The sequence below is a fragment of the Neorhizobium alkalisoli genome, from assembly GCF_002968635.1.
Lineage (GTDB): Bacteria > Pseudomonadota > Alphaproteobacteria > Rhizobiales > Rhizobiaceae > Neorhizobium > Neorhizobium alkalisoli.
Window position 1 is genome coordinate 178,698 of the sequence record NZ_PVBN01000012.1, and the last position, 24,494, is coordinate 203,191.

23 protein-coding genes and 1 pseudogene are annotated in these 24,494 nt (G+C 60.3%); 11 read left to right on the top strand and 13 right to left on the bottom strand.

Features of this window, described 5'->3' with window-relative positions; genetic code table 11:
- Positions 1–60: 60 nt before the first annotated feature.
- On the bottom strand, positions 61–2,151 hold the full coding sequence (locus C5L13_RS23265) for a M3 family metallopeptidase (protein ID WP_105385680.1): 2,091 nt from the start codon (positions 2,149–2,151) through the stop codon (positions 61–63).
- Positions 2,152–2,338: 187 nt separating this feature from the next.
- Here C5L13_RS23265 and C5L13_RS23270 point away from each other — a divergent pair, with 187 nt between their 5' ends.
- Positions 2,339–2,761: a hypothetical protein gene (locus C5L13_RS23270; RefSeq protein WP_105385644.1), complete on the top strand. Its 423-nt coding sequence runs from the start codon at positions 2,339–2,341 to the stop codon at positions 2,759–2,761.
- Positions 2,762–2,776: 15 nt separating this feature from the next.
- On the opposite strand, the gene C5L13_RS23275 is transcribed toward C5L13_RS23270, so the two are convergent.
- On the bottom strand, positions 2,777–3,418 hold the full coding sequence (locus C5L13_RS23275; RefSeq protein ID WP_105385681.1) for a LysE family translocator: 642 nt from the start codon (positions 3,416–3,418) through the stop codon (positions 2,777–2,779).
- 115 nt (positions 3,419–3,533) lie between these two features.
- Here C5L13_RS23275 and C5L13_RS23280 point away from each other — a divergent pair, with 115 nt between their 5' ends.
- Positions 3,534–4,037 (top strand): MarR family winged helix-turn-helix transcriptional regulator, encoded by a 504-nt coding sequence (locus tag C5L13_RS23280; protein WP_407070464.1) that lies wholly within the window; start codon positions 3,534–3,536, stop codon positions 4,035–4,037.
- A gap of 22 nt (positions 4,038–4,059) precedes the next feature.
- A complete protein-coding gene (locus tag C5L13_RS23285; RefSeq protein ID WP_105385645.1) occupies positions 4,060–5,235 on the top strand; it encodes a multidrug effflux MFS transporter in 1,176 nt (391 codons plus the stop codon).
- A gap of 58 nt (positions 5,236–5,293) precedes the next feature.
- On the opposite strand, the gene C5L13_RS23290 is transcribed toward C5L13_RS23285, so the two are convergent.
- Positions 5,294–6,517 (bottom strand): argininosuccinate synthase, encoded by a 1,224-nt coding sequence (locus C5L13_RS23290; protein ID WP_105385646.1) that lies wholly within the window; start codon positions 6,515–6,517, stop codon positions 5,294–5,296.
- A 201-nt stretch (positions 6,518–6,718) separates the two neighbouring features.
- On the opposite strand from C5L13_RS23290, the gene C5L13_RS23295 reads away from it, so the two are divergent.
- Both C5L13_RS23295 and C5L13_RS23300 read left to right on the top strand, forming a co-directional pair.
- Positions 6,719–7,576, top strand: a complete 858-nt coding sequence (locus C5L13_RS23295) for an SDR family NAD(P)-dependent oxidoreductase (protein ID WP_105385647.1) — start codon at positions 6,719–6,721, stop codon at positions 7,574–7,576.
- Between the two features lie 67 nt (positions 7,577–7,643).
- Positions 7,644–8,285, top strand: a complete 642-nt coding sequence (locus C5L13_RS23300) for a LysE family translocator (RefSeq protein ID WP_105385683.1) — start codon at positions 7,644–7,646, stop codon at positions 8,283–8,285.
- A gap of 26 nt (positions 8,286–8,311) precedes the next feature.
- Here C5L13_RS23300 and rlmN read toward each other — a convergent pair whose 3' ends face one another.
- Positions 8,312–9,547, bottom strand: coding sequence for a 23S rRNA (adenine(2503)-C(2))-methyltransferase RlmN (rlmN, locus tag C5L13_RS23305; protein WP_170117310.1), 1,236 nt, complete (start codon positions 9,545–9,547; stop codon positions 8,312–8,314).
- Positions 9,548–9,763: 216 nt separating this feature from the next.
- The gene (locus C5L13_RS23310) at positions 9,764–10,267 is read right to left on the bottom strand and encodes an invasion associated locus B family protein (RefSeq protein ID WP_105385648.1); all 504 of its coding nucleotides are present in this window, start codon (positions 10,265–10,267) and stop codon (positions 9,764–9,766) included.
- A gap of 334 nt (positions 10,268–10,601) precedes the next feature.
- On the opposite strand from C5L13_RS23310, the gene C5L13_RS23315 reads away from it, so the two are divergent.
- Positions 10,602–11,168, top strand: a complete 567-nt coding sequence (locus C5L13_RS23315) for a sigma-70 family RNA polymerase sigma factor (protein ID WP_105385649.1) — start codon at positions 10,602–10,604, stop codon at positions 11,166–11,168.
- A 10-nt stretch (positions 11,169–11,178) separates the two neighbouring features.
- On the opposite strand, the gene C5L13_RS23320 is transcribed toward C5L13_RS23315, so the two are convergent.
- The 4 genes from C5L13_RS23320 to C5L13_RS23335 form a co-directional block, all read right to left on the bottom strand.
- A complete protein-coding gene (locus C5L13_RS23320) occupies positions 11,179–11,577 on the bottom strand; it encodes a YkvA family protein (RefSeq protein WP_105385650.1) in 399 nt (132 codons plus the stop codon).
- Positions 11,578–11,640: 63 nt separating this feature from the next.
- Entirely contained in the window at positions 11,641–11,943 is a 303-nt protein-coding gene (locus tag C5L13_RS23325; RefSeq protein ID WP_105385651.1) for a 4a-hydroxytetrahydrobiopterin dehydratase, read from the bottom strand.
- A gap of 13 nt (positions 11,944–11,956) precedes the next feature.
- Positions 11,957–12,547 carry an RNA 2',3'-cyclic phosphodiesterase gene (gene thpR / locus C5L13_RS23330; protein WP_105385652.1) on the bottom strand — a complete coding sequence of 197 codons (591 nt, stop codon included), beginning with the start codon at positions 12,545–12,547 and terminating at the stop codon, positions 11,957–11,959.
- Between the two features lie 65 nt (positions 12,548–12,612).
- The gene (locus tag C5L13_RS23335) at positions 12,613–13,263 is read right to left on the bottom strand and encodes an arylesterase (RefSeq protein ID WP_105385653.1); all 651 of its coding nucleotides are present in this window, start codon (positions 13,261–13,263) and stop codon (positions 12,613–12,615) included.
- Between the two features lie 78 nt (positions 13,264–13,341).
- Between C5L13_RS23335 and C5L13_RS23340 the strand changes: the two genes are divergently transcribed.
- From C5L13_RS23340 to C5L13_RS23355, 4 genes and pseudogenes are all read left to right on the top strand, one after another.
- A complete protein-coding gene (locus C5L13_RS23340; protein WP_105385654.1) occupies positions 13,342–14,052 on the top strand; it encodes an ABC transporter ATP-binding protein in 711 nt (236 codons plus the stop codon).
- Positions 14,049–16,592, top strand: a complete 2,544-nt coding sequence (locus C5L13_RS23345) for an ABC transporter permease (RefSeq protein WP_105385655.1) — start codon at positions 14,049–14,051, stop codon at positions 16,590–16,592. The genes C5L13_RS23340 and C5L13_RS23345 overlap by 4 nt, the downstream gene beginning before the upstream one ends.
- Positions 16,593–16,825: 233 nt before the next feature.
- Positions 16,826–17,572, top strand: coding sequence for a Bax inhibitor-1/YccA family protein (locus C5L13_RS23350; protein WP_105385656.1), 747 nt, complete (start codon positions 16,826–16,828; stop codon positions 17,570–17,572).
- A gap of 120 nt (positions 17,573–17,692) precedes the next feature.
- Positions 17,693–18,250, top strand: a pseudogene (locus tag C5L13_RS23355) (N-acetyltransferase family protein).
- Between the two features lie 3 nt (positions 18,251–18,253).
- Here the strand turns inward: C5L13_RS23355 and C5L13_RS23360 are convergent.
- The 4 genes from C5L13_RS23360 to acnA form a co-directional block, all read right to left on the bottom strand.
- On the bottom strand, positions 18,254–18,640 hold the full coding sequence (locus C5L13_RS23360; protein WP_105385657.1) for a DUF2794 domain-containing protein: 387 nt from the start codon (positions 18,638–18,640) through the stop codon (positions 18,254–18,256).
- Positions 18,641–18,930: 290 nt separating this feature from the next.
- Positions 18,931–19,680 carry a DUF1223 domain-containing protein gene (locus C5L13_RS23365; protein WP_105385658.1) on the bottom strand — a complete coding sequence of 250 codons (750 nt, stop codon included), beginning with the start codon at positions 19,678–19,680 and terminating at the stop codon, positions 18,931–18,933.
- Between the two features lie 193 nt (positions 19,681–19,873).
- On the bottom strand, positions 19,874–20,611 hold the full coding sequence (locus C5L13_RS23370) for a TSUP family transporter (protein WP_205836878.1): 738 nt from the start codon (positions 20,609–20,611) through the stop codon (positions 19,874–19,876).
- 97 nt (positions 20,612–20,708) lie between these two features.
- On the bottom strand, positions 20,709–23,402 hold the full coding sequence (acnA, locus tag C5L13_RS23375) for an aconitate hydratase AcnA (protein ID WP_105385659.1): 2,694 nt from the start codon (positions 23,400–23,402) through the stop codon (positions 20,709–20,711).
- A gap of 269 nt (positions 23,403–23,671) precedes the next feature.
- Here acnA and ccmA point away from each other — a divergent pair, with 269 nt between their 5' ends.
- Entirely contained in the window at positions 23,672–24,316 is a 645-nt protein-coding gene (ccmA, locus tag C5L13_RS23380) for a heme ABC exporter ATP-binding protein CcmA (RefSeq protein WP_105385660.1), read from the top strand.
- Positions 24,317–24,494 lie beyond the last annotated feature (178 nt).

The window sequence follows — 24,494 nt, forward strand, 5'->3', positions numbered from 1 at the left end:
TTACATGCTTTTTCGCATTTGCGAAAGGGGGCCGCGTCGATGTCAGCTATGCAAAGACGCTCAGGCGTCGCTGCCAGCCAATTCCTCGACCATTGCAAGACCCTTCTTCTTCAGCATGGCCTGCGGATCCGGAAGCTTGCCGCGGAAGGCCTTGTAGGTATCCTCGGGGTCGATCGAGCCACCCACGGAATAGATATTGTTCTTCAGCTTGCGCGCCATCACCGGGTCGAAGACATTGCCCGCTTCCTCGAAAGCCGAGAAGGCGTCGGCATCGAGCACTTCCGACCACATGTAGGAATAGTAACCGGCCGAGTAGCCATCGCCCGCGAAGACATGCTGGAAATGCGGCGTGGCATGGCGCATGACGATCGAAGCCGGCAAGCCGATTTCGTCCAGCACCTGCTTCTGCACCGCCATCGGGTCCTCCACCGCACTACGCGTATGGAAGGCCATATCGACCAGTGCGGAGGACGTGAACTCCACGGTCGCAAAGCCGGCATTGAAGGTTCGCGCTGCGAGCACCTTGTCGAGCAGGGCCTTCGGCATCGGCTTGCCGGTTTCGTAATGAACGGCATATTTTTCGAGGATTTCCGGCACGGTCAGCCAGTGCTCGTAAAGCTGCGAGGGCAGTTCGACAAAGTCCCGCGCAACGCCCGTGCCGGCAACGGAGGGATAGGTCACGTCCGACAGCATGCCGTGCAACGCGTGTCCGAATTCGTGGAAGAGGGTTTTCGCATCGTCAAGCGAAAGCAGGGCCGGTTTGCCTTCGGCAGGTTTGGCGAAGTTGCAGACGTTGTAGATGATCGGCAGCTCGCCCTGCACACCGCTTTTCAGCGTCAGCTTGTGCTGTGACTGGAAGGAATTCATCCAGGCGCCGGACCGTTTGGAGGCACGGGCGAAATAGTCACCCAGGAAAAGCGCCTTCAGCGCACCATCCTTGTCGCGGATTTCGAAGACCCGCACGTCGGGGTGATAGGCAGCGACACCCCTCACCTCCGTTGCCGTGATGCCGAAGAGCCGTTCCGCAACGTCGAAACATGCCTCGATGATCTTTTCGAGCTGGAGATAAGGCTTCAGTTCGGTCTCGGAAAAATCGAACATCCGCTGCCGAAGCTTTTCCGCATAATGACGCCAGTCCCAGGGCATCACGTCGTGGTTCCTGCCTTCTTCGGCAATCAGGCGGCCGAGGCTTGCTTCTTCCTCGAGTGCCTTGGCACGGGCTTTTTCCCAGACCTGACGAAGCAGCGTGTTCACCGCATTCGGCGTCTTCGCCATCGTGTTGTCGAGCTTGAGAGCCGCGAAACTGTCGTATCCGAGCAGACCGGCCTTTTCGGCCCTCAACGCCAATGTCTCGCGCACAACGCCGAGATTGTTCGTTTCGCCTTCGTTTGCCCCGCGCGCAACCCAGGCCTTGAACGCCTGTTCCCGCAAATCACGGCGCGTCGAGAATGTCAGGAAAGGTTCGATGATCGAACGCGACAGGGTCACGGCATAACCGTCCGCCTCTCCCCGTTCGCGGGCTGCCGCCGCCATCGCATCGCGCAGAAAAGCGGGCAGTCCTTCGAGTTCCGCTTCGTCGGAAAGCTTGAGGGACCAGTTCTTTTCGTCGGCCAGCACGTTCTGGCCGAACTTCGCGCCGAGCCCGGCGAGCTTCTCGTTGATGTCCGCCAGCCGCTCCTGTTGCGGCTTCGGCAGCTTGGCACCGGCCCGGACAAAACCTTTCCAATGGCGCTCGAGCACGCGCTCCTGCTCGACAGTCAAGCCGAGCTCCCCGCGCTTTTCCCAAAGCGTGTCGATACGGGAGAAGAGGGAGGCGTTCATGCCGATCTTCGAATAGTGGCGGGAAAGCTTCGGTGCCATCTCCCGTTCGAGCCCCTGAATGGTCTCATTGGTATGCGCCCCCGCCTTGCCCCAGAAAAGCGCCGAAACCCGCGAGAGTTCGTCGCCGGCAATCTCCAGCGCCACAACGGTGTTGGCAAAGCTCGGCGCTTCCGGGTTGGTTGCGATCGCGTCGATCTCGCCCTCATGGGCTGAAAGCGCGGCATCGAAGGCCGGCGCAAAGTCCTCATCCTTCACCAGATCGAAACGAGGAAGACCATGATGGCCGTTCCATTCCACCAGAGCAGTGTTCACGGGAAGATTTGAAGACATGCGCATATCCTTCGAAAAATGGATCGCCATTCATATAGGAGAAGGCTGCCGAATTGGGAATCCGCGCCGCCGTTTTTGATTCCTCGACAAGAAATCACACCCAATAATTAACGTATATTAACTATTTGACGCAGCGCAGCACGGACGAGTACCCTTTGGCCAGTATCCGGTGACTCGGGATATAGCCATGGAAATCAGTTCCTTGCGCTGGTCTACCAATTTCCTTCAACGGGAGAATTCTCGAAACTCCAAGATCGAGAAGCCTTCCCAGCAGGAAAGTCGGCACGGCCAGATCACCTTTCAGGTGCCCGAAGCGGGTGACGTGCCGATCAATTTTTCGGCTATCACCCCGCGGGATTTGCGCGCCCTGGCCTGGGAAAACTATCAGGCGGGCAGGATCGACCAGGAAACCTATACCACGCTTGCCGAAGAGCTTCCGACGCATGCCGTGGATGCCCAGGGCCAGCTTGTCGATCTGTCGCAGGTCACCGATGAGACAGGTTTCGACTTCCACGACTTTTACCGCAACCAGCTCGAGATCGCGATATCGCTCGGCGACACGCGCCGGGCGGACGTGCTGCACTCGGTCATGGCTTTCCTGGAAATCTGATCCCGCCAAGCGGCATCATGCCCGGCGAAAGCCGAAAAGACCTGGCGCCGAGTGCCAGAGGGCCTGCAGCGCAAATCCGATGAACAGCAGCCCGGAAAGCCGTACGATCGTCTTTTCGTGCCTGCGATAGAAACGCCGCACAAAACCTGCGCCGATGATCGCGATAAGCACGAGGTCGGCGGTCAGAAACCCGACGAGCGAAACGGCGAGCAGGATCGGCAGCCCTGCGAAATCCAGCGCGTCCGACGAACCGGCAAGCAGTGCTGTAAACGTCGCCAGAGCCACTGGATATCCCTTGGGGTTGGTCAGCCCGAAGATCAGGCCCCGCCTTAACGGCCGCTCGACCGTCATCAACCCGCCACCGTCCTCTTTCGGCTTCGCCCGCAATGCGCTCCAGCCGATCCAGCCGAGATAGAGACCGCAGACGACGCCGAGGACATCGAAGAAGGTCGTTCCGATCGTCTTTGCTCCGATGATGGCCACCAGTGCCAAGGCCGACCACAGGATGTCTCCCGCCAGATGCCCTCCCATGAAGTAGGCGCCGGCCTGACGTCCCTGCCCAGCGCCGATGCCGAGAAGCGCAAGGAATGCGGGGCCGGGAATGAGCGTATAGGCCAGCGCCGCGAGAAACGCGCCGGCAAGCAGCGAAGACGACATGGCAGGCTCCATAGGAAGGACGGTACGCAGTGTTGCTGCGGCCTCTGCCGCTGTCAATGCGAGCGCACACGGGTTTTTCATTTGCCTTCCCCCTAAAAGATAGTAAGGGGGCCTTATGAAATTCTCCGATACAATTGCGGAGGCCGGCCCTGAGATGGACCCTTTGGGTTTTCTGATCGTCGATAGCGCCCGTCTTATCCGCGCAGCCTTCGAACGCCGCATCACTGAGGCGGGTCTCGGTCTCACGCCGGGCGAGGCACGGGCTCTCATGAGCATCGCTGCCGCCGATGGCAGCCGGCAGCTCGACATCGCAAGCCGCATGGGTATCGAGCCGATGACGGTCTGCACCTATCTGGACAAACTGCAGGCGCTCGGCCTCATCGAAAGACAACAGTGCTCCGCTGATCGCCGGGCAAAACGGATAAACCTGACGCCTGCCTCCGATGAGATGATCTGCGCGATCCGCAAAGAGCTCAATATCATTCTGGCGCAGGCGACCGACGGCCTGAGCGGCGAGGACAATCGCATCTTGCGGGAGACCCTGGTCGTCTTCAATACCAGGCTTCAGGCGATCAACGGTTCCCAGGCGCCGCAATTTTCATCCGATGAGAGCCGGTAGCGTGCCTCCAGCGTCCGGGCTGATGAGCGAGCGCCGCACGACCATCATTGGCGCCCTGCTGACGGCAATCGGACCGATCTCCATGGCGATCTACACGCCTGCCATGCCGCAGCTGGTGCATGCTTTCGAAACGACCGAAGCGGCGATCAAGATGTCGCTCTCGCTGTTTTTCGCGGGCTTTGCGCTGGCGCAGCTTGTCGCCGGACCGGTATCGGATGCGTTCGGTCGCAAGTCCGCAGCGCTGAGCTTCCTCGCCATCTACCTGGGCGGCTCGTTGCTTGCCGTCTTCGCTCCGAGCGTCGAGTGGATCCTCGCGGGCCGTCTGATCCAGGGCATCGGCGCCTCGGTTGGCATCACCGTCTCGCGCGCCATCGTCCGCGATCAGTTCACTGGTGCAGAAGCGGCGCGCATCATGAACACGATGGGTATCATCCTGGCGATCGGTCCCGCCGCCGGGCCGACCATCGGCGGCCTCACGCTGGCTGCCTTCGGCTGGAAATCCGTCTTTCTGCTGATGGTCGGCTTCGGCGCGATCCTCGTCTTCCTCTCGACGCTTTATCTGAAGGAGACGACGATTCCCGACCGCAGCAGGCTTCGGCCGCTCCGGCTGCTGGAAGCCTATTGCGAGATCGCCGCGCAAGCACGCTTTCTATGCATCGCACTCGTCCTCGCAGGCTGCATCGGAGCGCTCTATGCTCAGTCGACCGCCCTGCCTTTCATCTTGATCGACGACGTGGGGCTGAGCCCTACCCAATACGGGATGAGCATGCTGATGCAGTCGGGCTTTTATCTGATCGGGTCACTGTGCCTGCGCTTGACGTCGAAATGGCTTCCTGGCCGCAGGGCGCCGGTTTTCGGCCTGGCCTTCAGTGGTGGGGGCGGCATTATCATGGCGCTTTCGGTTTATTTCCTGCCGCCGTCGTTTCTCTCGATCATGGGGCCGGTGGCGATCTGCACTTTTGGCACGGCTTTCATCACGCCGTATATCACGACGGCCGGCCTGGCCCCGTTCCCGCATATCGCCGGCTCGGCGTCCGCGCTGATGGGCTTCATCCAGATGGGGGCCGGGTTCATCGGGGGCGTGCTCATCGCCTGGATCGGCACTCCGCTGGAAGCCTATGGCAGCGTCATCCCTGCCATGCACATCATCGCTGTGGTCGGTTATTTAGGCTTCCTCGCTGCCAGCCGAAACGAATAAAGCCAGCCCGCCTCTGGGGAGAGGCGGGCTGGCTTTGATGACCTGCTTGCGCTTTTCGTTACTTGCGGAGATTGCGCTTGGCGAGTGTCCTGAGGCGGAGCGCGTTGAGCTTGATGAAGCCTGCCGCATCCTTCTGGTCGTAGGCGCCCTGGTCGTCCTCGAAGGTGACCAGCTGGTCGGAATAGAGCGATTTTTCGCTTTCGCGGCCGGTGACCATGACATTGCCCTTGTAGAGCTTGAGGGTCACTTCGCCTTCCACATGCTCCTGGCTCTTGTCGATCAGAGCCTGCAGCATCTCGCGCTCCGGCGAGAACCAGAAGCCGTAATAGATCAGCTCCGCGTAGCGCGGCATCAGATCGTCCTTGAGGTGGGCAGCACCGCGGTCGAGCGTGATCGATTCCATCGCGCGATGAGCGGCGAGCAGGATCGTCCCGCCGGGCGTTTCGTAGACGCCGCGTGACTTCATGCCAACGAAGCGGTTCTCGACGAGGTCGAGGCGGCCGATACCGTTGTCGCGGCCGTAATTGTTGAGCGTCGCCAGCAGCGTTGCGGGAGACATGGCCACGCCGTTGATGGAGACCGCGTCGCCCTTCTTGAAGCCGACCTTGATGACCGTTGCCTGGTCGGGAGCCGCTTCCGGGGAAATGGTGCGCATATGCACATATTCGGGGGCTTCCAGGGCGGGATCCTCAAGAACCTTGCCTTCGGAAGAGGAGTGCAGGAGGTTCGCATCGACGGAGAAAGGCGCCTCGCCCTTCTTGTCCTTGGCGACAGGAATCTGGTTCTTCTCGGCAAATTCCAGAAGGTCGGTGCGGCTCTTGAAGGCCCAGTCGCGCCACGGCGCGATGACCTTGATATCCGGATTCAGCGCATAGGCCGACAGTTCGAAGCGGACCTGGTCGTTGCCCTTGCCGGTCGCGCCATGGGCGATAGCATCGGCGCCGGTCTTCCTGGCGATCTCGATCAGGTGCTTGGAGATCAGCGGCCGCGCGATCGAGGTGCCGAGCAGGTAGACGCCCTCATAGACGGCGTTGGCACGGAACATCGGGAAGACGAAATCGCGAACGAATTCTTCCCGGGCGTCCTCGATATAGATTTCCTTGATGCCCAGCATCTCGGCCTTCTTGCGGGCCGGCTCCAGCTCTTCGCCCTGGCCGAGGTCGGCGGTGAACGTCACCACTTCCGCGCCGAGTTCGGTCTGCAGCCATTTCAGGATAATCGAGGTGTCGAGACCGCCGGAATAGGCGAGAACGACTTTCTTTACGTCTTTCGGAAGTGCCATGTCGATTTCAGGTCCGTCTGCGGGTGGCGGCGGTTTGCGGAAAACTGCCAGGTCGGGGAATTGCGGCACTTTTAGCGAGTTTCTTTGGCCACGCAAGAAAAACCCGGTGGATTGTAACGGTGGTGTCATGTTGACGCGCTCTGCTTCGGGCTCCATATCCCGGCGGACCTTTTGAACAGCAGCGCCATAGAGGAGATCTGCATGACCATCACTCATCCCGCTCTGAAAAAGGATAATGTCGCCGTCGTCACCGGGGCCGCATCCGGCATCGGCCTTGCTGCGGCCAGGGAGTTTGCCCGCATGGGCCTCTCCGTGGTGCTCGCAGATCTGGAAGGCGACAAATTGGCGGAGGCATGCCGCGAAGTGGCAGCACTTGCCGAAGACGGCGAAACGGATGTCGCGGCAATCGGTACCGACGTCTCGAAACCGGGCGAGATCGAGGCCCTGGAGCGCGCGGTCCTTCAACGCTTCGGCCGCGTGCATGTGCTGATGAACAATGCGGGCATCAGCCCCGGAAGCTCGTTATTCGGACCGCAGGCAAACTGGGACAGCATTTTTGCGGTCAACCTGTTCGGCGTGATCCACGGCACGCGCACATTCGGGCCGGCCATGATCGCCCATGGGGAACCGTCGCTCATCATCAACACGGGCTCGAAACAAGGCATTACCACACCCCCCGGCAATCCGGCCTATAACGTCGCCAAGGCCGGGGTCAAAGCCTTTACCGAGGCGCTTCAGCACGAGTTGCGCAACACGCCCAACTGCCAGCTCTCGGCCCATCTGCTGATCCCGGGCTTCGTATTTACAGGCCTGACGAAAGGGGACCGCACCGAAAAGCCCGACGGCGCCTGGACGCCGGAAGAGACGGTCCAGTTCATGCTGACGAGCCTGGAGCGTGGGGACTTCTATATCCTCTGCCCCGACAACGACGTCGATCGGGCGACCGATGAGCGCCGCATGGCCTGGGCGGCCGGCGATATCATCGAAAACCGTCCTCCGCTGTCCCGCTGGCATCCGGATTTCGCCGACGCTGCAAAAGATTTCATTTCCAGACGCTGATTGATTTGGCATCGCCTCGAAAGCCGGATAAATGGATTTGTCCCTTTATCCGGCTATCGAGCGTATCATGGATTTCCTGCCGAGCATCGCCACCCTTCTTGCCTTCACCGCTGCAGGCCTACTTCTGGCGCTGACGCCTGGCCCGGACATGACGCTGTCCATCAGCCGCGCGCTGGCGCAGGGACGGCGGCCGGCGCTCTTCGTAGTGCTCGGCACCAGCCTCGGCGTCGTCTGCCACACGCTGCTTGTCGCCTTCGGCATCTCGGCACTGATCACCGCCTCGCCCACCGCCTTTTTCATTCTCAAGACAGGCGGGGCAGCCTACCTGCTATGGCTGGCGATCCAGGCGATCCGCTTCGGGTCGAACTTCAAGGTGGACAAGATCGAGCAGACGGCGAGCAGTCCGCTCGCCAACATTTCCATCGGTTTCTGGGTCAATATCCTCAACCCCAAGGTCATCATCTTCTTCATGACCTTCCTGCCGCAGTTCGTTACCGCGGGCGATCCGAATGTGACCGCCAAGCTGATCTTCTTCGGGATTTATTTCATCGTCATCGGCATGCCGGTGAACCTGATCGTCGTCCTGGCCGCAGACTGGCTTTCGGGTTGGCTGCAATCCAATCCCAAGGTTCTGCGCGGCATCGACTATACCTTTGCCGGCGTCTTCTCGATCTTCGCGGCAAAGATCTTCTTCACCCAAGCCAAATAAAAAGGCCGGCTGAGCCGGCCCTTTCGTCAATCGTCCTCGCCGTGACCGGCGATCATCATCGCCTCGAAAGCGAGCCGCTCGGTCTTGCGCATGCGCTCCGATTCCGACTTCAACTGGCCGCAGGCAGCGAGGATGTCGCGGCCGCGGGGGGTGCGGATCGGGGAGGCGTAACCTGCCTGGTTGATGAAATCGGCAAATTTCTCGATCTGTGCCCAGTCCGAGCACTGGTAGTTCGTGCCCGGCCATGGGTTGAACGGGATGAGATTGATCTTTGCGGGGATACCCTTCAGCAACTGCACCAGAAGCTTGGCATCCTCCAGGCTGTCGTTGACGTCCTTCAGCATCACATATTCGAAGGTGATGCGGCGGGCGTTCGACAGGCTCGGATATTTGCGGCAGGCTTCGAGGAGTTCCTTCAACGGATACTTCTTGTTGATGGGCACCAGCATGTCGCGCAGTTCGTCACGCACCGCATGCAGCGAGATCGCCAGCATGACGCCGATCTCTTCGCCGGTCCGGTAGATTTCCGGCACGACGCCGGACGTGGACAACGTCACGCGCCGCTTCGACAGGGAGAGGCCGTCTCCGTCGGTCGCAATCAGCAACGCGGTCTTGACGCTCTCGAAATTGTAGAGTGGCTCGCCCATGCCCATCATGACGATATTGGTGATCTTGCGCTCGCCGGTCGGCACGAAGGCCCCGGGGGGCGTATCCGTGCCCGGGAAATCGCCGAGACGGTCCCGCGCCAGCAGCAGCTGCGCCAATATCTCTTCGGCCGTCAGGTTGCGGACCAGCCGCTGCGTGCCGGTATGGCAGAAGGAACAGGTGAGCGAACAGCCGACCTGGCTCGAAATGCAGAGCGTCCCGCGGCCTTCCTCCGGAATATAGACGGTTTCGACCTCGACCGGGCGGCCGGCGCCGCGCGGAGGAAAGCGCAGCAGCCACTTGCGTGTACCGTCGCTCGATATCTGTTCCTCGACGATCTCGGGACGGGAAATGGTGAAATGCGTCTTCAGCATTTCCCGCATGTCCTTCGCCACATTGGTCATCGCGTCGAACTCGGAAACGCCGCGGATATAGAGCCAATGCCAGAGCTGGCTGACGCGCATGCGCACCTGCTTTTCCGGCACGCCCTTTTCCTTGAGCGCATCCGCCATCATCTCGCGCGTCAGCCCGATCAGCGAGGGCTTTCCCGACATCAGGTCCGGACGCGGCACGAGCGGCGTCTTGAGAGGGGCCATAACAGCCTCGGATACCGACATTCTCTTATCCCATCGAACACATGGCCTTGCCCGCTTTCTAAAGCGGAGCGAGAAGCGCATGTCTGTATGTGAAACCAATCTCGGTCACAGGGGCGCTTTGGCGCCTGACCTTCGTTGCCAGGGCCTTTATCATTAAATTGCCGCCACGTCCATTCTTGCTGAAATGCGAAAGGCCGGCGAGACGCCGGCCTTCTTAAACTATCAGTCCTGGAGAGTTTATTTGCAGGCTTCGATCTGCTTCAGCGCAGCGGAAATACCGGCCAGCGAATAGGCATAGGACGTCTTGGTGCCGCGGCCTGAAACCGCGCTGACGCTCATATTCTGACCGGTCTTCATGGCAGCGACCAGCGCCGGTTCTTCGGCAGCATTCTCCACCCAGGCGGCTCTATCCTTGGTGAACATCACGAAATTCTTGTTGTCGATCGTCACGGTGACCTTGGAATTCGCCTGCAGCGAATAACCCATCATCGCCTGCGGTTCGTAGGAGATGTTCTGGCCGGGACGCTGGGAGACAATGAAGAAGATGTCGCCGTGATCGACGCTGGCCGGCTCCTTCGTCGTCGGAACCGAAAGGACATAGCAGACATTGCTATTGCCCGATTTATACGAATACGCACCCCAGGCCTTGAACTGCTGAATGCGAGTAGGCGTCTGAGCGGAAGCGATACCGACACTCGCCAACGTGAGTGCCAGTGCGGTTGCTATTGTTCTTACAGACATGGTCTCCTGCCGGTTTTGTCTTCTTTCAACGGCCCGAGCGGGCAAGCCTTTGCCAGGCATGATCCTGATTCGGTTCATTTTGACTTAATCCTGGTTACCAAAGCGTCAATCGCACGGTCGAAATACTGTAGTTGTTCCATCCATCGCCATGCTCCTGCGGGGACATCCTCCTCGCAACCGTCACCAAGTCTCATCCGGCGGGGAATTTTCCTGTGTTTTGTCAAGCAGTGACACAAGGATTGGGGCAAGAGTTTGTCCTTTTCCTAAGTCCCTATATGACATTAGAATGGCCGAATATGACGGGGCCTCCCATGGGAAAGTTTGCGTAAATTAGATGGACCTGGATGAGAAAGACCACTTCGCCAGCTTGGCAAAGGCGGTGGCCGACAACCGCGATCAGACGGCATTTGCAACGCTGTTCGACTATTTCGCGCCTCGTCTGAAATCATGGCTCGTCAAACGCTCCATGAAGCCGGATGAGGCCGAGGAACTGGTGCAGGAGGTCATGGCCGTTCTTTGGCACCGCGCGCATCTTTATGACCCCAGCCAGTCGTCTCTTTCCACATGGCTTTACCGGATCGCCCGCAACCGTCGCATCGACAAGGAGCGCCGGGCCAAACATCGGCAGCTGGAGATTAGCGAAGACTGGTTTTGCCTTGCCGAAGTGCCGACCGCCGACATTCTGCTCGAACGCGCAGAAAGCGATGCAAGGGTGCGGGCCGCGCTCGAAAAAATCCCGGATGAACAGATGCAGCTCGTGCGGGCGGCTTTTTTCCTCGGCCAGACCCATTCGGAGATAGCCTCCTCGACAGGCATCCCCCTCGGTACGGTAAAATCGCGTATCAGGCTTGCCTTTGAACGGCTTCGCAAGGCACTCGAAGAGCCAGCCTCGCTGACCTGAGGGCCGAACGCTATTTCGCTCGCGCGCCGGCTGCCATCTCCGGATTGTCCGCGAGAGCCTCGTCTGCGGCGTCGTAGTGGCGATCGGCGATATGTCCCTGGATCATCCGGAAAGCCATCGCCAGCACGGCGACATCGTCCGTAAAGCCGACAAGTGCGAAGACGTCGGGCACGAAATCGAGTGGCAGCACGAAATAGGCAAGTGCGGCAAGCAGCACGCCGCGCACCCGTGCCGGCGTCCGTCGATCGACTGCACAGTAATAGGCGGCGACGAGATCACGGCTGAAGGGAACCTGCCTTGCCGCCCGCTTGAACGTCGGCCAGAACTTCGCGCGCACCTGCCGCTCCTGGCGTTCTTGCGTTTCCTCTTCACCCGGCAGGAGGATTTCACCAATCTTCACATTATCCATGGTTTCTCCCTTCGCTCGGCACCTGCCGCGCCTCTTCCAATATGGGCGCTTGAAAAATGGAGTTCAATTGCGGCGGGAGGATGCCTTGTCCATGGCCCTGGCGAGTTTGAAATCCAGATCCGTCAGGCTTTTGGCGTCGTGCGTTGTCAGCAGCACGTCCACACGGGAATAGACGTTCGCCCACTCCGGGTGATGATTGAGCTTTTCGGCGCGCATGGCGCATTCGGTCATGAAGCCGAAGGCCTCTATGAAATTCTTGAAGGTGAAGCTCTTGAAGATGGCATCGCCTTCCGGCTTCAGCTCCCATCCGTCCAGCGAAGCGAGCTCGCGTTCGGCCGCAGCCGCATCCAGCTTTTCATAGTTCATGCGAAAGCACTCCCTAAAGGAGGCCCTTCACCGGCTCCAGATCAGCGGCATGGGCATTGCCGTAGCTGATGTCCTGCAACGGGAAGACCTCTTCCGTCAGATATGGCCCGCCGCCGACGGATTCCTTCGACGACAGCAGCACGAAGCGTGAGACCATAAACGGTGCGGTGTAGAAATTGCCGCGGCCGGAAAGATATTGGACCATGTCGTCCAGCCGGCAGTTCTTGAGCCGCGCCAGAGTGACATGCGGGGTAAACTTGCGCGGATCCGGCGGCAGGCCGATACGCTGGCAGATCCGTTCGATTTCCGCCTGAAGTGCATAGATTTCCGGCGATGGAGCAACGCCTGCCCAGACCGAATGAGGCTTCTTCGACCCGAACGAACCGATGCCGGTCAACGTCATCTGGAATTCGGGTCGGTCGATGCGGTCCAGCCGATCGACGATCTCATCCGCCGTACGGCCGTCGACATCTCCGATGAAGCGCAAGGTGATGTGATAATTCTCCACATCGATCCATCGGGCTCCGGGAAGCCCACCGCGCAGGAGTGAGAGGCTCATTGCTACATTGCGCGGAATTTCGAGGGCGGTGAATAGTCTCGGCATGGGGACCTCCTCGAATCTTTGCAGATGTTAACAGCGAATCATGCAACGGAGTTCCGTGCAAGATGTTATTTGCCGTTATCCTTAATCTCCCCCAGGAAGCTTTCGACAGGCTGGATTGTCTTCTCGACCATTACTGCAACGCCCTTGGCGTTCGGATGCATGCCATCTTCGAGCTGCATTCCCTCGACTGTCGTCACCCCGTCGAGGAAAAACGGGTAGAGCGGCACGCCATATTTGTCGGCAAGCCGCTTGTAGATCGGATTGAAGCGTTGTGCATAGTCGCCGCCCATATTCGGAGGGGCGAGGATGCCGACCAGAAACACCGCGGCTCCCCGTTCCTTGAGGCGGGCAAGCATCGCATCGAGGTTTCGTTCCGACTGCTCCGGTGAAATGCCGCGGAGCGCGTCGTTGGCGCCAAGCTCCAGAATGACCCCGTCCGTGCCGTCAGGCACCGACCAGTCGATACGCGAAAGTCCGCCGGACGTCGTATCGCCCGACACGCCTGCATTGGTTATGACAACCTTGTGACCTTTGGCCTTGAGCGCCGCCTCGAGCTGGGCGGTATAGGATTCCGACGGGGCGAGCTGATAGCCGGCCATCAGGCTGTCGCCGAACCCGACGAGCTGGATCGGCCGATCCTGGGCAGCCGCTGGCAACCCAACAAGCCAAAGCGCCGACATGACGATGAAGTGAAGGACGCTTGCTTTAAAACTCACGGTTCGTCTCCTAGATTGGGCGCCACTGCCATGCGGTATGGAATGCCGGTTGCTTAGGCCAATATAGGAAGCTTCGCTTTGACTGAAACCATCATCACGCTGAAGAAGGCTGATCTCACCCTCGGCAGCGCGGCGGCCTCCGTGCATGTGCTGAAGAACATCGACCTGGAGATCCGTTCCAATGAGGCGGTCGGCATCGTTGGCCCCTCCGGTTCGGGAAAGTCGACCCTCTTGATGGTGCTCGCCGGCCTGGAGCGTCTGGACAGCGGCGAGATCGTCATCGACGGCGCTCCTCTTCATGCCCTTTCCGAAGATGCGCTGGCTGAGTTCCGCGGGCGCAATATCGGCATCGTGTTCCAGTCCTTCCACCTGATCGCCAACATGACCGCGCTGGAAAACGTCGCCGTACCGCTGGAGCTCGCGAACGTGAAGAACCCGTTCGACATCGCCAAACGTGAACTGGCCGCCGTCGGCCTCGGCGAGCGGCTGAGCCACTATCCGGGCCAGCTTTCCGGCGGTGAGCAGCAGCGCGTCGCAATTGCGCGTGCACTTGCTCCCTCCCCTTCCGTACTGATCGCCGACGAGCCGACCGGCAATCTCGACGCGGAAACCGGCAGACAAATCGCGGACCTCTTGTTTGCCAAACAGGCCGAGCGCGGCATGACCATGCTGCTCGTCACCCACGACAATGCGCTGGCCGCCCGCTGCTCCAGGCAAATCCGGGTCCGCTCCGGCGAAATCGTCGGCGACAGCGCGATCCATCCTCCGATCCAGGCGGTTCTTGCATGAGCCGCGTCTTCCCGCGCCTTTCCATATCCTACCGCCTGGCGCTGCGCGAAATGCGCGGCGGCCTTGCGGGGTTTTATATTTTCCTCGCCTGTATCGCACTCGGCACGGGGGCGATCGCTGCCGTGAACTCGGTCTCGCGTGCCATTACGAACGCCATTGCCAGCCAGGGCCAGGAAATCCTCGCGGGCGACATTCGCTTCGAGCTCAACAACCGGGAAGCGACCCAGGCGGAGCGTGCCTTCCTCGACAGCTTGGGCGAAGTAAGCCTCTCCACCAGCCTGCGTTCCATGGCCCGCAAGCCGGATGGTTCGGAACAGGCGCTCGCAGAAGTGAAGGCGGTTGACGACCTCTATCCGCTTTACGGAACGTTCCGTTCGGAGCCTTCCGTACCGCTTCCCGATCTGCTCGCCAAAGACGGCGACGGCTTTGGTGCCTTGGCCGCACCCTTGTTGCTGGAACGCCTCGGGATCCGCGAGGGCGATCAGATCCTGCTCGGCAATGTCAAGCTCACGCTGCGCGGAACGATTGCGGCCGAGCCCGATGCATTGTCCGACGGTTTCGGATTTGCACCCCGGCTGCTGATCGGCCGGGAGGCGCTACTCGCATCGGGCCTCATCACGACCGGCAGCCTTGTCGAGCATGCCTACAAGGTCAAGCTCGATGACCCTTCGGTCCGCTCGACACTGACCGCCCGCGCCAATCGTGAGTTTCCGAGCGCCGGCTGGTCGATACGTTCCAGCGACCGCGCAGCACCGTCGTTGACGGAAAATGTCGAGCGCTTCTCGCAGTTCCTGACGCTTGTGGGCCTCACCGCGCTCATCGTCGGCGGCGTCGGTGTCGCCAATGCCGTGCGGGCGTTCCTCGACGCAAAGCGGACGACGATCGCCACGTTCAAATGCCTCGGCGCGCCGGCTTCGGTCGTGACGTTGATATACCTCATCCAGATCCTGATGTTGGCGGCGGTCGGAATAGCGATCGGGCTTGCGATCGGCGCAGCCGCGCCTTTCATTGCCCTGGAGTTTCTCGAAGGCGTTCTTCCGGTACCGAAAGAGGTAACGTTTTATCCCTCCGCTCTTCTCTACGCCGCGCTCTTCGGGTTGCTGATCACCTTCGCCTTCGCGATCCTGCCGCTCGGCCATGCACGTGAAGTGCCTGCAACAGCGCTTTTTCGTGAGCAGAGCTTCGACAATGTCCGGCTACCCTCCTGGCCGTATCTTGTAGCCGCGGCGGCTGCGCTGGCCGCTCTTGCGGCCTTGTCGATCGTCACCGCCGAGGACAGGTTCGTCGCCTCCGTCTTCCTCGCCGCCGTCGCCGCAGCATTCGTTCTGCTTCGCCTCGTAGCCGTCTTGATAGCCGGGCTCGCGCGCCGGAGCCCGCGTGTGAATTCGCCGGCCTTGAGGCTTGCGATCGGCAATATCCACCGCCCCAGCGCACTCACGCCCTCTGTCGTGCTTTCACTCGGCCTTGGCCTTGCTCTCCTCGTGACGCTCGCCCTGATCGACGGCAATATGCGCCGCCAGCTCACGGGCCAAATCGCCAGGCAGGCTCCGAATTTCTTCTTTGTCGACATCCAGGGCTCAGAGCGCGAGGGGTTCCTGGACATCCTCAAGCAGCACTCGTCGGAGGGCTCCGTCACGCAGGTGCCCATGCTTCGCGGTCGAATCCTCGCCTTCAACGGCCAGGATGTCACCCAGATGAACGTGCCCCCCGCCGGCCGCTGGGTGCTGCGCGGCGACCGCGGCATCACCTACGAGGAAAAACTGCCCGCCAACTCCACATTGACCGCCGGTCAGTGGTGGTCGTCCGACTACAACGGCGAGCCACTGGTGTCCTTTTCGGCCGAAGAGGCGGGCGAGCTGGGGCTGAAGCTCGGCGACACCGTCACCGTCAATGTGCTCGGCCGCAACATCACCGCCCGCATCGCCAATTTCCGAAACGTCGAGTGGGAATCGCTTTCCATCAATTTCGTGATGGTCTTCTCGCCCAACACGTTCCGCGGTGCGCCGCACGCCTGGCTTGCCACCCTCACCGATCCTTCCGCGACAGCCCAGCAGGAAGCCACAATCCTTCGCTCGGTCACCAACGCCTATCCGACGATCACCAGCGTTCGGGTCAAGGATGCGATCGACATTGTCGACCGGCTCGTCGGCCAGCTCGCCACGGCTATCCGGGCTGCGGCCGCCGTTGCCCTGATCGCTTCCGTCCTGGTACTCGCCGGTGCCCTCGCCGCGAGCAACCAGGCCCGGACCCACGACGCCGTCATCCTCAAGACCCTGGGTGGGACACGCAGCATGCTGATGCGCGCCTTCAGCTACGAATACATGATGCTCGGTGCAGCGACCGCCGTCTTTGCGCTGTTTGCCGGCGGCGTCTCTGCCTGGTTCATCGTCAGCCGCATCATGAGGCTGCCGTCGACCTTCCTGCCGGATGTCGCCATCCTCACGCTCACGATATCTCTCGTTCTGACGGTTGGAATCGGCCTGGCGGGCACCTGGCGCATCCTTGGTCAGAAGGCCGCGCCTGTGCTCCGCGAACTGTGATTCAACCTGAGGCTGATTGAACACCGATGCTCGCCGATAAACTTCCTGTCATAACCTCCATAGGTTGCTAAATTGCCGTGCTGGTTTGCGTTTTCGCTCACCACACCTCTTGTATGTAAAGCAATATCACATCATATTTGCGGATAGGCTTGCTGGAGCTCCGCAGCGGCGCCTGGGTCTGAAGATAAGGGGGCCCGACACCGTGAATAATTCCGGAGCTTAAAGAGGAAACAATGGCTGACTTTAACAACTACCAGAACCGAGTGGCGCGCGCTGGCGCACAGTCGGGCGCAATGATCGACGAGGGCCTTCGCTCGTACATGCTCAAGGTTTATAACCTGATGGCGCTTGGGCTCGCGATCACCGGTGTAGCGGCCTTCCTGACATGGCAGATGGCGGTTGCCGATGGCCAGCTCACGGCTTTCGGTCAGCTCCTTTACACCAGCCCGCTCAAGTGGGTTGTCATGCTGGCTCCGCTGGCGATGGTCTTCTTCCTGAGCTTCCGCATTAACTCGATGAGCGTCGCGGCCGCGCAGACGACCTTCTGGGTCTATGCCGCGCTGATGGGCCTGTCGCTGTCCTCGATCTTCCTGGTCTTCACCGGCCAGAGCATCGTGCAGACCTTCTTTGTGACCGCCGCCGCCTTCGGCGCGCTGTCGCTCTACGGCTATACGACCAAGAAGGACCTGTCGGGCTTCGGCACGTTCCTGATCATGGGCCTGTTCGGCCTGATCATCGCTTCGATCGTCAACATCTTCCTGCAGTCGTCCGCGATGGGCTTCGCGATCTCCGCGATCGGTGTGCTGATCTTCGCCGGCCTGACCGCCTACGACACGCAGAAGATCAAGGAAATGTACTATGATGGCGACGACGTTGCCGTCATGGGCCGTAAGGCGATCATGGGTGCGCTGACGCTCTACCTCGACTTCATCAACCTCTTCACGTTCCTGCTGCAGTTCATGGGCAACCGCGACGAATAAGCCTGCAGGGCATGGATAAGAAAAAGGCGGCCGTTCGGCCGCCTTTTTTGTTGCCCGCCCGAAAGCCACGGCATAGGCTGACTCATACGCCATTCCCCGACCTGCAGTGATTTTCCCCCAATGACTTTCCGCATCCGCGACGCATCTCCCTCCGATCTTCCAGCCATCACCGAAATTTACCGAGACAGCGTCCTCAACGGTACAGCGAGCTATGAAATCGTCCCGCCGGATCAAGCCGAGATGACGAGCCGCTTCGAGGCGATCTAGGCAAAGGGTTATCCGTATATCGCCGCGGAAGACAAGAACGGTGCTTTGCTCGGTTACGCCTATGCCTCGGCTTTTCGGACCCGGCCGGCCTATCGTTGGCTGGTGGAGGATTCCATCTACCTTGCTCCGGAAGCACGCGGCAAAGGGGCCGGCAAGGCACTTCTGAAGGAGTTGCTCGTCCGCTGCGAGGCGCTCGGCTTCCGGCAGATGGTCGCCGTCATCGGCGGCGCAAGCCCGGCTTCCGTGGCGGTGCACAGCAGCCTCGGCTTCGAATTGACCGGGACCCTCAAGGGTACCGGTTTCAAGCATGGCAAATGGCTGGATACGGTTCTGATGCAGACCTCGCTGGGCGAGGGGAAAGAAAGCGATCCCGACCCAAATACCTATCCCGGGACGCTGTTCGCCGGGTAAGGCTCAGTCGATCAGCTTCAAAACCTTGTCGAAGACCTTGAGGACCTGCGGCAGTTCGTGGCCACGCTTCAGGATCATCCCATGGGTGTTGAGCACGCAATAGGCACCCTGCTTGCCGGCAAGCTTGGGGTTCTTCTCGATCCGGTAAAGCGGCATCTCGCCCGACCGCTTGAAGATGGAAAAGACCGCCCGATCCTTGAGATGATCGATCGCGTAGTCTTTCCATTCCCCTTCACCCACCATGCGGCCGTAGATCCTCAGGATCGCGTCGAGTTCGCGTCTGTGAAAGGTGACAGGAACAGGGTCGCGATTCTGCCGGTATTCATGGAGACTGACGACGGTTGTTTCCTGGGTTCTTTCGCCCCCCGGCAATTCCGGCTGATCGGTCATCAAGGCTCCCAAATCACAATGTCGGAGATGTGACAGTCTGCCCGAGAGACTAAAAAATGCAACCCCGGCGACGCGCAAGCTGTGGACAGGCCCTTGGCGTTTTTTATTCTCGCCCTATTTCGAACAAAACAGCGCCAGATTTCGAAGCGAGATTGGCGCCCATCGGTTGGCGCGTTCCTAGCGCCATATGGCCCGGTCCGGTGCATTGACCCTTACCCCCAGCCCCCCAATGTTCCTGGATCGGGCCGCCGACCGATCACCCTTGACGGACGGAACCCGGCCGCCCCGGATCAGTACTTCTTACGACCAGCCATAAGAATCGTAGCGCCGAGAATAGCCGCAGGCTCGCCTCCGGCGCCGGAGGTCTGCAGCAGAATGGCGCAGCCGTCCTTCTTCGATTTACCCATCAGCTTGCCCGGCAGGTTGAGCTTCATGCTCTGGCCGCTCCACGTGCCGACGGATTGGACGTCGTAGACGCTGTGCCAGTATTCCATGGTCTTGCCGCTATTTTCGCCTTTGGTGACTTCCACCTGCTGCCGCTTCGTAAAATAGGCAACGACGACATCCGCCTGGCCTTTGCCTTCGCCGATCTCGATCTCGATCTCGTCCCCACGCATCGCGGCGGTCACCGGCACGTCCAGTCCCTTGCCGCTGTCGTTCAGGCCCTTCACCTTGTCGTTGATGACGGAAAGATCCGTGCCCTTTACGTGCTCGCGGCCGTTGATAATTGCCTGCGGCGTATAGACTCCGCTGCGCCCCAGCGTCTTCGCATAGCCGTATTGACGCTCGGTGTTTTCCCTTGAACTCAAGGTGTCGGTCCAGCCGAGATAGTTCCAGTAATCAACGTGATATGAGAGCGCGACCACATCTCCCTGCACGACGAGATCGCGCAACGTCCCATCCGCCGGCGGACAGGAGGAGCAGCCCTGCGAGGTGAAAAGTTCGACAACGCCCTTGGGAGCCCTCACCTCGCCCCCTAACGCAGCACCGGCAGAGAGCAGGCTCGCAAGAAGGACCAGAGAAATGGAGCGGAAAGGCATCGGCGGCAGACCTCTTTATCAGGGCAACTGTTATCCACTATTGCTCACGGCGATCAAGAGCCTAACGCACGGGATGGCGGAAGGTAACCACCCCCTTCCGTCAAGAGAAAGTCACGAAGGGGTGAAGACCGGATATTTGATCGTCATTGCCTCGGCCAACGTTACCTGATCCCCTTCGGGGGTCGGGCCGCGGTCAGATCAGCTTCAAAAGGCCTTGGGTGAAATAGACCGCGCCCACCCCAGTCACAATCCAGCGCGTCCAGGATCTGAAGTTCGCATCGGTCATCCGCTGCAAAATGCCGTTGCCGGCACGCGCCCCGAGGATTGCGATCGGCGCCGCGAGAAGAATGGATATCCAGTCGGCCGCCGGCAGGACCGAAGCGGCATTCCAGTAGAAGACCACCTTGGTGGCATGCGAGGCGACCTGAACCGCCGCCTTGGTGGCGATCACCTTGCGCCGGTCCATCATGGTGCGGATGAAGAAGATGTCGATCGTAGGCCCGGAGACGCCGACGCCGACGGTCAAGGCTCCGGCAATCAGCCCGCAAACGAGTGCGTGAGACGGTTTCGAGGCATCGAGCTGGAGCTTTGAGACCGGCAACCATACGAGGATCGGCATCAGCCCGATTGCGATCGACACCACGACGATGTTTGGCTGGTAGTCGACGATCAGCAGGATGATGCTGGAAATGATCAGTCCGATGCCAAGGATGCCGAGGATCTTGTAATCGATATAGGCGCGGGAGAACCAGGCGCGCGAGCCGTTCGACACCATCTGGATGACGCCATGAATGGCGATCGCCGTTCCAACGGGAAAGAGGAAGAGCAGCACCCAGAGCAAAATCAGCCCGCCCGCCATGCCGAAAATTCCCGAAAGCAGCGATGTCAGGAAAACGGTGACGGCCATTCCGATGAAGATGACGATGGCCAAGGTGGTCGGACCTCCGGGAGAGGTAATGCGGCAGTGTGAGAGAGGCAGAAGACATCCGCCGGAGAAGTCTCTCCGGCGGATGTCGATCAATCGCGGATTAAGCGGCGAGGTCGCGCAGAACAGTCTGCAGAATGCCGCCGTTGTTCATGTAGATGACCTCATCGAGCGTATCGATGCGGCAGAGGATGTTGATCTCCTTCACCGTGCCGTCACCGTAGGTGATCTTGGCGATCTTCCACTCGCGCGGCTTGATGTCGCCTTCCAGACCGTCGATCTCGACGATCTCGTCACCCTTCAGGCCGAGGCTTGCCCAGGTGGTGCCCTCTTCGAAGACGAAGGGAACGACGCCCATGCCGACCAGGTTCGAACGGTGGATGCGCTCGAAGGACTGGGCGATGACGGCCTTGACGCCCAAGAGGTTGGTGCCCTTTGCGGCCCAGTCGCGCGACGAACCGTTGCCGTATTCGACGCCGGCGAAGATGACCAGCGGCGTGCCCTCGTCCTTGTACTTCATGGCCGCATCGTAGATCGACATCTCTTCCTTGGACGGATAGTGGATGGTGTAGCCACCTTCCTTGCCGTTCGGGCCGAGCATGTGGTTACGGATGCGGATGTTGGCGAACGTGCCGCGCATCATCACTTCATGATTGCCGCGACGCGTGCCGTATTGGTTGAAGTCGGCAACGGCGACACCGTTATCCGTGAGGTAGGCACCAGCCGGAGAGGCTGCCTTGATCGAACCGGCCGGAGAGATATGGTCGGTGGTGATCTTGTCGCCGAACAGGCCGAGCACGCGCGCGCCCTTGATGTTCTTGAGGCCCGAGCCCGTCTTGCCCATGCCCACGAAGTAAGGCGGGTTCTGGACATAGGTGGACTTGTTGTCCCAGGCATAGGTCTGTCCCGGAGGAACGTTGACCGCCTGCCAATTTGCATCGCCCTTGAAAACGTCGGCGTACTTCGACTCGTAGAGTTCGCGGGTGACGTATTTCAGGATGAACTCCTGCACTTCGGCAGAGGTCGGCCAGATGTCCTTGAGATAGACGGCGTTGCCGTTCTGATCTTCGCCGATCGGCTCCTTGGTCAGGTCCTTCTGCACCGTGCCGGCGAGCGCGTAGGCGACGACAAGCGGCGGTGAAGCGAGGTAGTTGGCCTGGACATCAGGCGAAATGCGGCCTTCGAAGTTACGGTTGCCCGAGAGCACACCCGAGACGATGAGGCCCTTGTCGTTGATCGTCTTGGAGATCGGCGCCGGCAGCGGACCGGAATTGCCGATGCAGGTGGTGCAGCCGAAGCCGACGAGGTTGAAGCCGAGCTTGTCGAGGTCGGTCTGCAGGCCGGACTTCGCAAGATATTCACCGACCACCTGAGATCCAGGCGCCAGCGAGGTCTTCACCCACGGCTTGGTCTTCAGGCCCTTCGCGACCGCGTTGCGGGCCAGCAGGCCGGCCGCGATCAATACCGACGGGTTGGAGGTGTTGGTGCAGGAGGTGATGGCCGCAATTGCGACGTCGCCATGACCGAGGTCGTAGTCGGTGCCTTCCACGGGATAACGTTTGTCGAGCTGACCCGGCTTTTTATAGTCGGTATCCATCGAGCCGGCGAAACCGGAGGCGATGTTTTCGAGCGGGATGCGGCCTTCTGGACGCTTCGGACCGGCCATCGACGGAACGACGTCGCCGAGGTCGAGTTCCAGCGTATCGGTAAAGACGAGGTCGGAACCGTCGCCTTCGCGCCACATGCCCTGCGCCTTCGAATAGGCTTCGACGAGCGCGATGCGCTCCTTGGTGCGGCCGGACATGTTGAGGTAGTTGATGGTTTCGCCGTCGACCGGGAAGAAACCGCAGGTCGCGCCGTATTCAGGACCCATGTTGCCGATCGTCGCGCGGTCGGCGAGCGGCATATTGTCCATGCCTGGGCCGAAGAACTCGACGAACTTGGAAACGACGCCCTTCTTGCGCAGCATCTGCACGACGGTGAGCACGAGGTCGGTCGCGGTGACGCCTTCCTTCAGCTTGCCGGTAAGCTTGAAGCCGATGACTTCAGGCAGAAGCATGGAGACCGGCTGGCCGAGCATGGCGGCTTCGGCTTCGATACCACCGACACCCCAGCCCAGAACGCCGAGGCCGTTGATCATCGTGGTATGCGAATCGGTGCCGACGCAGGTGTCCGGATAGGCGATCGTTTCGCCGTCCTCTTCCTTCGTCCAGACAGTCTGGCCGAGATATTCGAGGTTGACCTGGTGACAGATACCGGTGCCGGGGGGAACGACGCGAAAGTTCTCGAATGCCTGCTGGCCCCATTTCAGGAAGCGATAGCGCTCGCCGTTGCGCTGGTATTCGAGTTCGACGTTGCGGGCAAATGCCTGTGGGGTGCCGAATTCGTCGACGATGACCGAGTGGTCGATGACGAGGTCGACGGGAACAAGCGGATTGATCTTTTCCGGATCGCCGCCGAGCGCCTTGATACCGTCGCGCATGGCCGCGAGGTCGACGACAGCGGGAACGCCGGTGAAGTCCTGCATCAGCACGCGGGCCGGACGGTAGGCGATTTCGGCCTCAGTGAGGCCCTTGTTGTTCAGCCATTCGGCAACCGCAAGGATCTGCTCCTTCGTTACCGTTTGGCCGTCTTCAAAGCGAAGCAGGTTCTCGAGCAGCACCTTCATGGAGAAAGGCAGCTTCGAAACGCCCGGAAGGCCGTTCTGTTCGGCTTTGGGAAGACTGAAATAGACATAGTCCTTGCCGCCTACGGTAAGGACAGAACGACAATTGAAGCTGTCGAGAGATTTGGTCACGGAAAATAACCCCGCTGATATAGAGCCAACACGCGCGTGCGGACGCCTATGCACTTCATGCACATCAGGATGCGGGTACGACCATTTCCGCTGTCCGCACGAGAAGATTTTCAAAGTCTTCAGGTTCGGCGCAAGATGGAAATCACGCCGGCCGCTGGCGTGGTTGCAGTGCTTATAGATAATTTCTAAGAAGGGTTCCAGACTGCTAAGGTGGCATTGGCGGAAAATTTTTCAGTCGGGTGATTAAAATCTTAACAAAGGCAGCGAGTATGCGGCTGACGGCCGACGGTTTGGCCGCACGACGCGGTGAAGACCTGATTTTCAAGGACATCTGCTTTGATCTGAAAACGGGCGAAAGCCTCGTGCTCACCGGCCGCAATGGCTCGGGAAAATCAACCCTGCTGCGTGTGATGGCCGGACTGCTTCGTCCGGAGAGCGGTCGGGTAGAGTGGTACTCCGAATCAGCCGAATCGGGCATGCGCGCCGCCGAAGCCTGCCACTACCTCGGCCACCGCAATGCCATGAAGGCGGAACTCTCCGTCGCCGAGAACCTCACGTTCTGGAAAGATTTCTTCGGCGATGTCAGAGGCGGCCATGGCCTGCCGGTTTACCAAGCCGCCGAACTGGTGGGTCTCGGAAGCATCGTCCATCTGCCGTTCGGCTATTTGTCGGCCGGACAGCAACGGCGCATGGCCTTTGCAAAGCTCCTCGTCGCCTATCGCCCCGTCTGGATTCTCGACGAACCGACGGCAGCGCTTGACGTAAATGCGGAAGGGGTGTTCACGACATTGATCAAAGCGCACCTTTCCGAAGGTGGCATACTGCTCGCCGCGACTCACCAGCCGCTCGGACTGGAGAATGCAAGGGAATTGCGGATGACGGGGTTTTCGGGTGTTGGGGAGGGGAGATGGTGACCGTCCTGCCCTTCATTACCCCCCTCTGCCCTGCCGGACCCTGCCGCCTCCCCCGCAAGCGAATGGCTATGGTGTATGGGGCCCGGGACACTGCGGCACTCTTAACCCTCCCCCTTGTGGGGAGGGTGGCCGGCAGGCGGGAGGGGTCTTATGGGGACAGAAAACCCCTCCCCAACCC

Bases quoted from the DNA above. Each gene is read 5' to 3' on its own strand.
- C5L13_RS23350 (WP_105385656.1), top strand. From the start codon at position 16,826: ATGGCTGACTTTAACAACTACCAGAACCGAGTGGCGCGCGCTGGCGCA.
- ccmA (WP_105385660.1), top strand. From the start codon at position 23,672: ATGCGGCTGACGGCCGACGGTTTGGCCGCACGACGCGGTGAAGACCTG.
- C5L13_RS23300 (WP_105385683.1), top strand. From the start codon at position 7,644: ATGGATTTCCTGCCGAGCATCGCCACCCTTCTTGCCTTCACCGCTGCA.
- C5L13_RS23315 (WP_105385649.1), top strand. From the start codon at position 10,602: ATGGACCTGGATGAGAAAGACCACTTCGCCAGCTTGGCAAAGGCGGTG.
- C5L13_RS23365 (WP_105385658.1), bottom strand. From the start codon at position 19,680: ATGCCTTTCCGCTCCATTTCTCTGGTCCTTCTTGCGAGCCTGCTCTCT.
- C5L13_RS23320 (WP_105385650.1), bottom strand. From the start codon at position 11,577: ATGGATAATGTGAAGATTGGTGAAATCCTCCTGCCGGGTGAAGAGGAA.
- thpR (WP_105385652.1), bottom strand. From the start codon at position 12,547: ATGCCGAGACTATTCACCGCCCTCGAAATTCCGCGCAATGTAGCAATG.
- C5L13_RS23270 (WP_105385644.1), top strand. From the start codon at position 2,339: ATGGAAATCAGTTCCTTGCGCTGGTCTACCAATTTCCTTCAACGGGAG.
- C5L13_RS23265 (WP_105385680.1), bottom strand. From the start codon at position 2,151: ATGTCTTCAAATCTTCCCGTGAACACTGCTCTGGTGGAATGGAACGGC.
- C5L13_RS23310 (WP_105385648.1), bottom strand. From the start codon at position 10,267: ATGTCTGTAAGAACAATAGCAACCGCACTGGCACTCACGTTGGCGAGT.
- C5L13_RS23280 (WP_407070464.1), top strand. From the start codon at position 3,534: ATGAAATTCTCCGATACAATTGCGGAGGCCGGCCCTGAGATGGACCCT.
- C5L13_RS23325 (WP_105385651.1), bottom strand. From the start codon at position 11,943: ATGAACTATGAAAAGCTGGATGCGGCTGCGGCCGAACGCGAGCTCGCT.
- C5L13_RS23275 (WP_105385681.1), bottom strand. From the start codon at position 3,418: ATGTCGTCTTCGCTGCTTGCCGGCGCGTTTCTCGCGGCGCTGGCCTAT.
- C5L13_RS23360 (WP_105385657.1), bottom strand. From the start codon at position 18,640: ATGACCGATCAGCCGGAATTGCCGGGGGGCGAAAGAACCCAGGAAACA.
- C5L13_RS23295 (WP_105385647.1), top strand. From the start codon at position 6,719: ATGACCATCACTCATCCCGCTCTGAAAAAGGATAATGTCGCCGTCGTC.
- C5L13_RS23345 (WP_105385655.1), top strand. From the start codon at position 14,049: ATGAGCCGCGTCTTCCCGCGCCTTTCCATATCCTACCGCCTGGCGCTG.
- C5L13_RS23290 (WP_105385646.1), bottom strand. From the start codon at position 6,517: ATGGCACTTCCGAAAGACGTAAAGAAAGTCGTTCTCGCCTATTCCGGC.
- C5L13_RS23285 (WP_105385645.1), top strand. From the start codon at position 4,060: ATGAGCGAGCGCCGCACGACCATCATTGGCGCCCTGCTGACGGCAATC.
- rlmN (WP_170117310.1), bottom strand. From the start codon at position 9,547: ATGTCGGTATCCGAGGCTGTTATGGCCCCTCTCAAGACGCCGCTCGTG.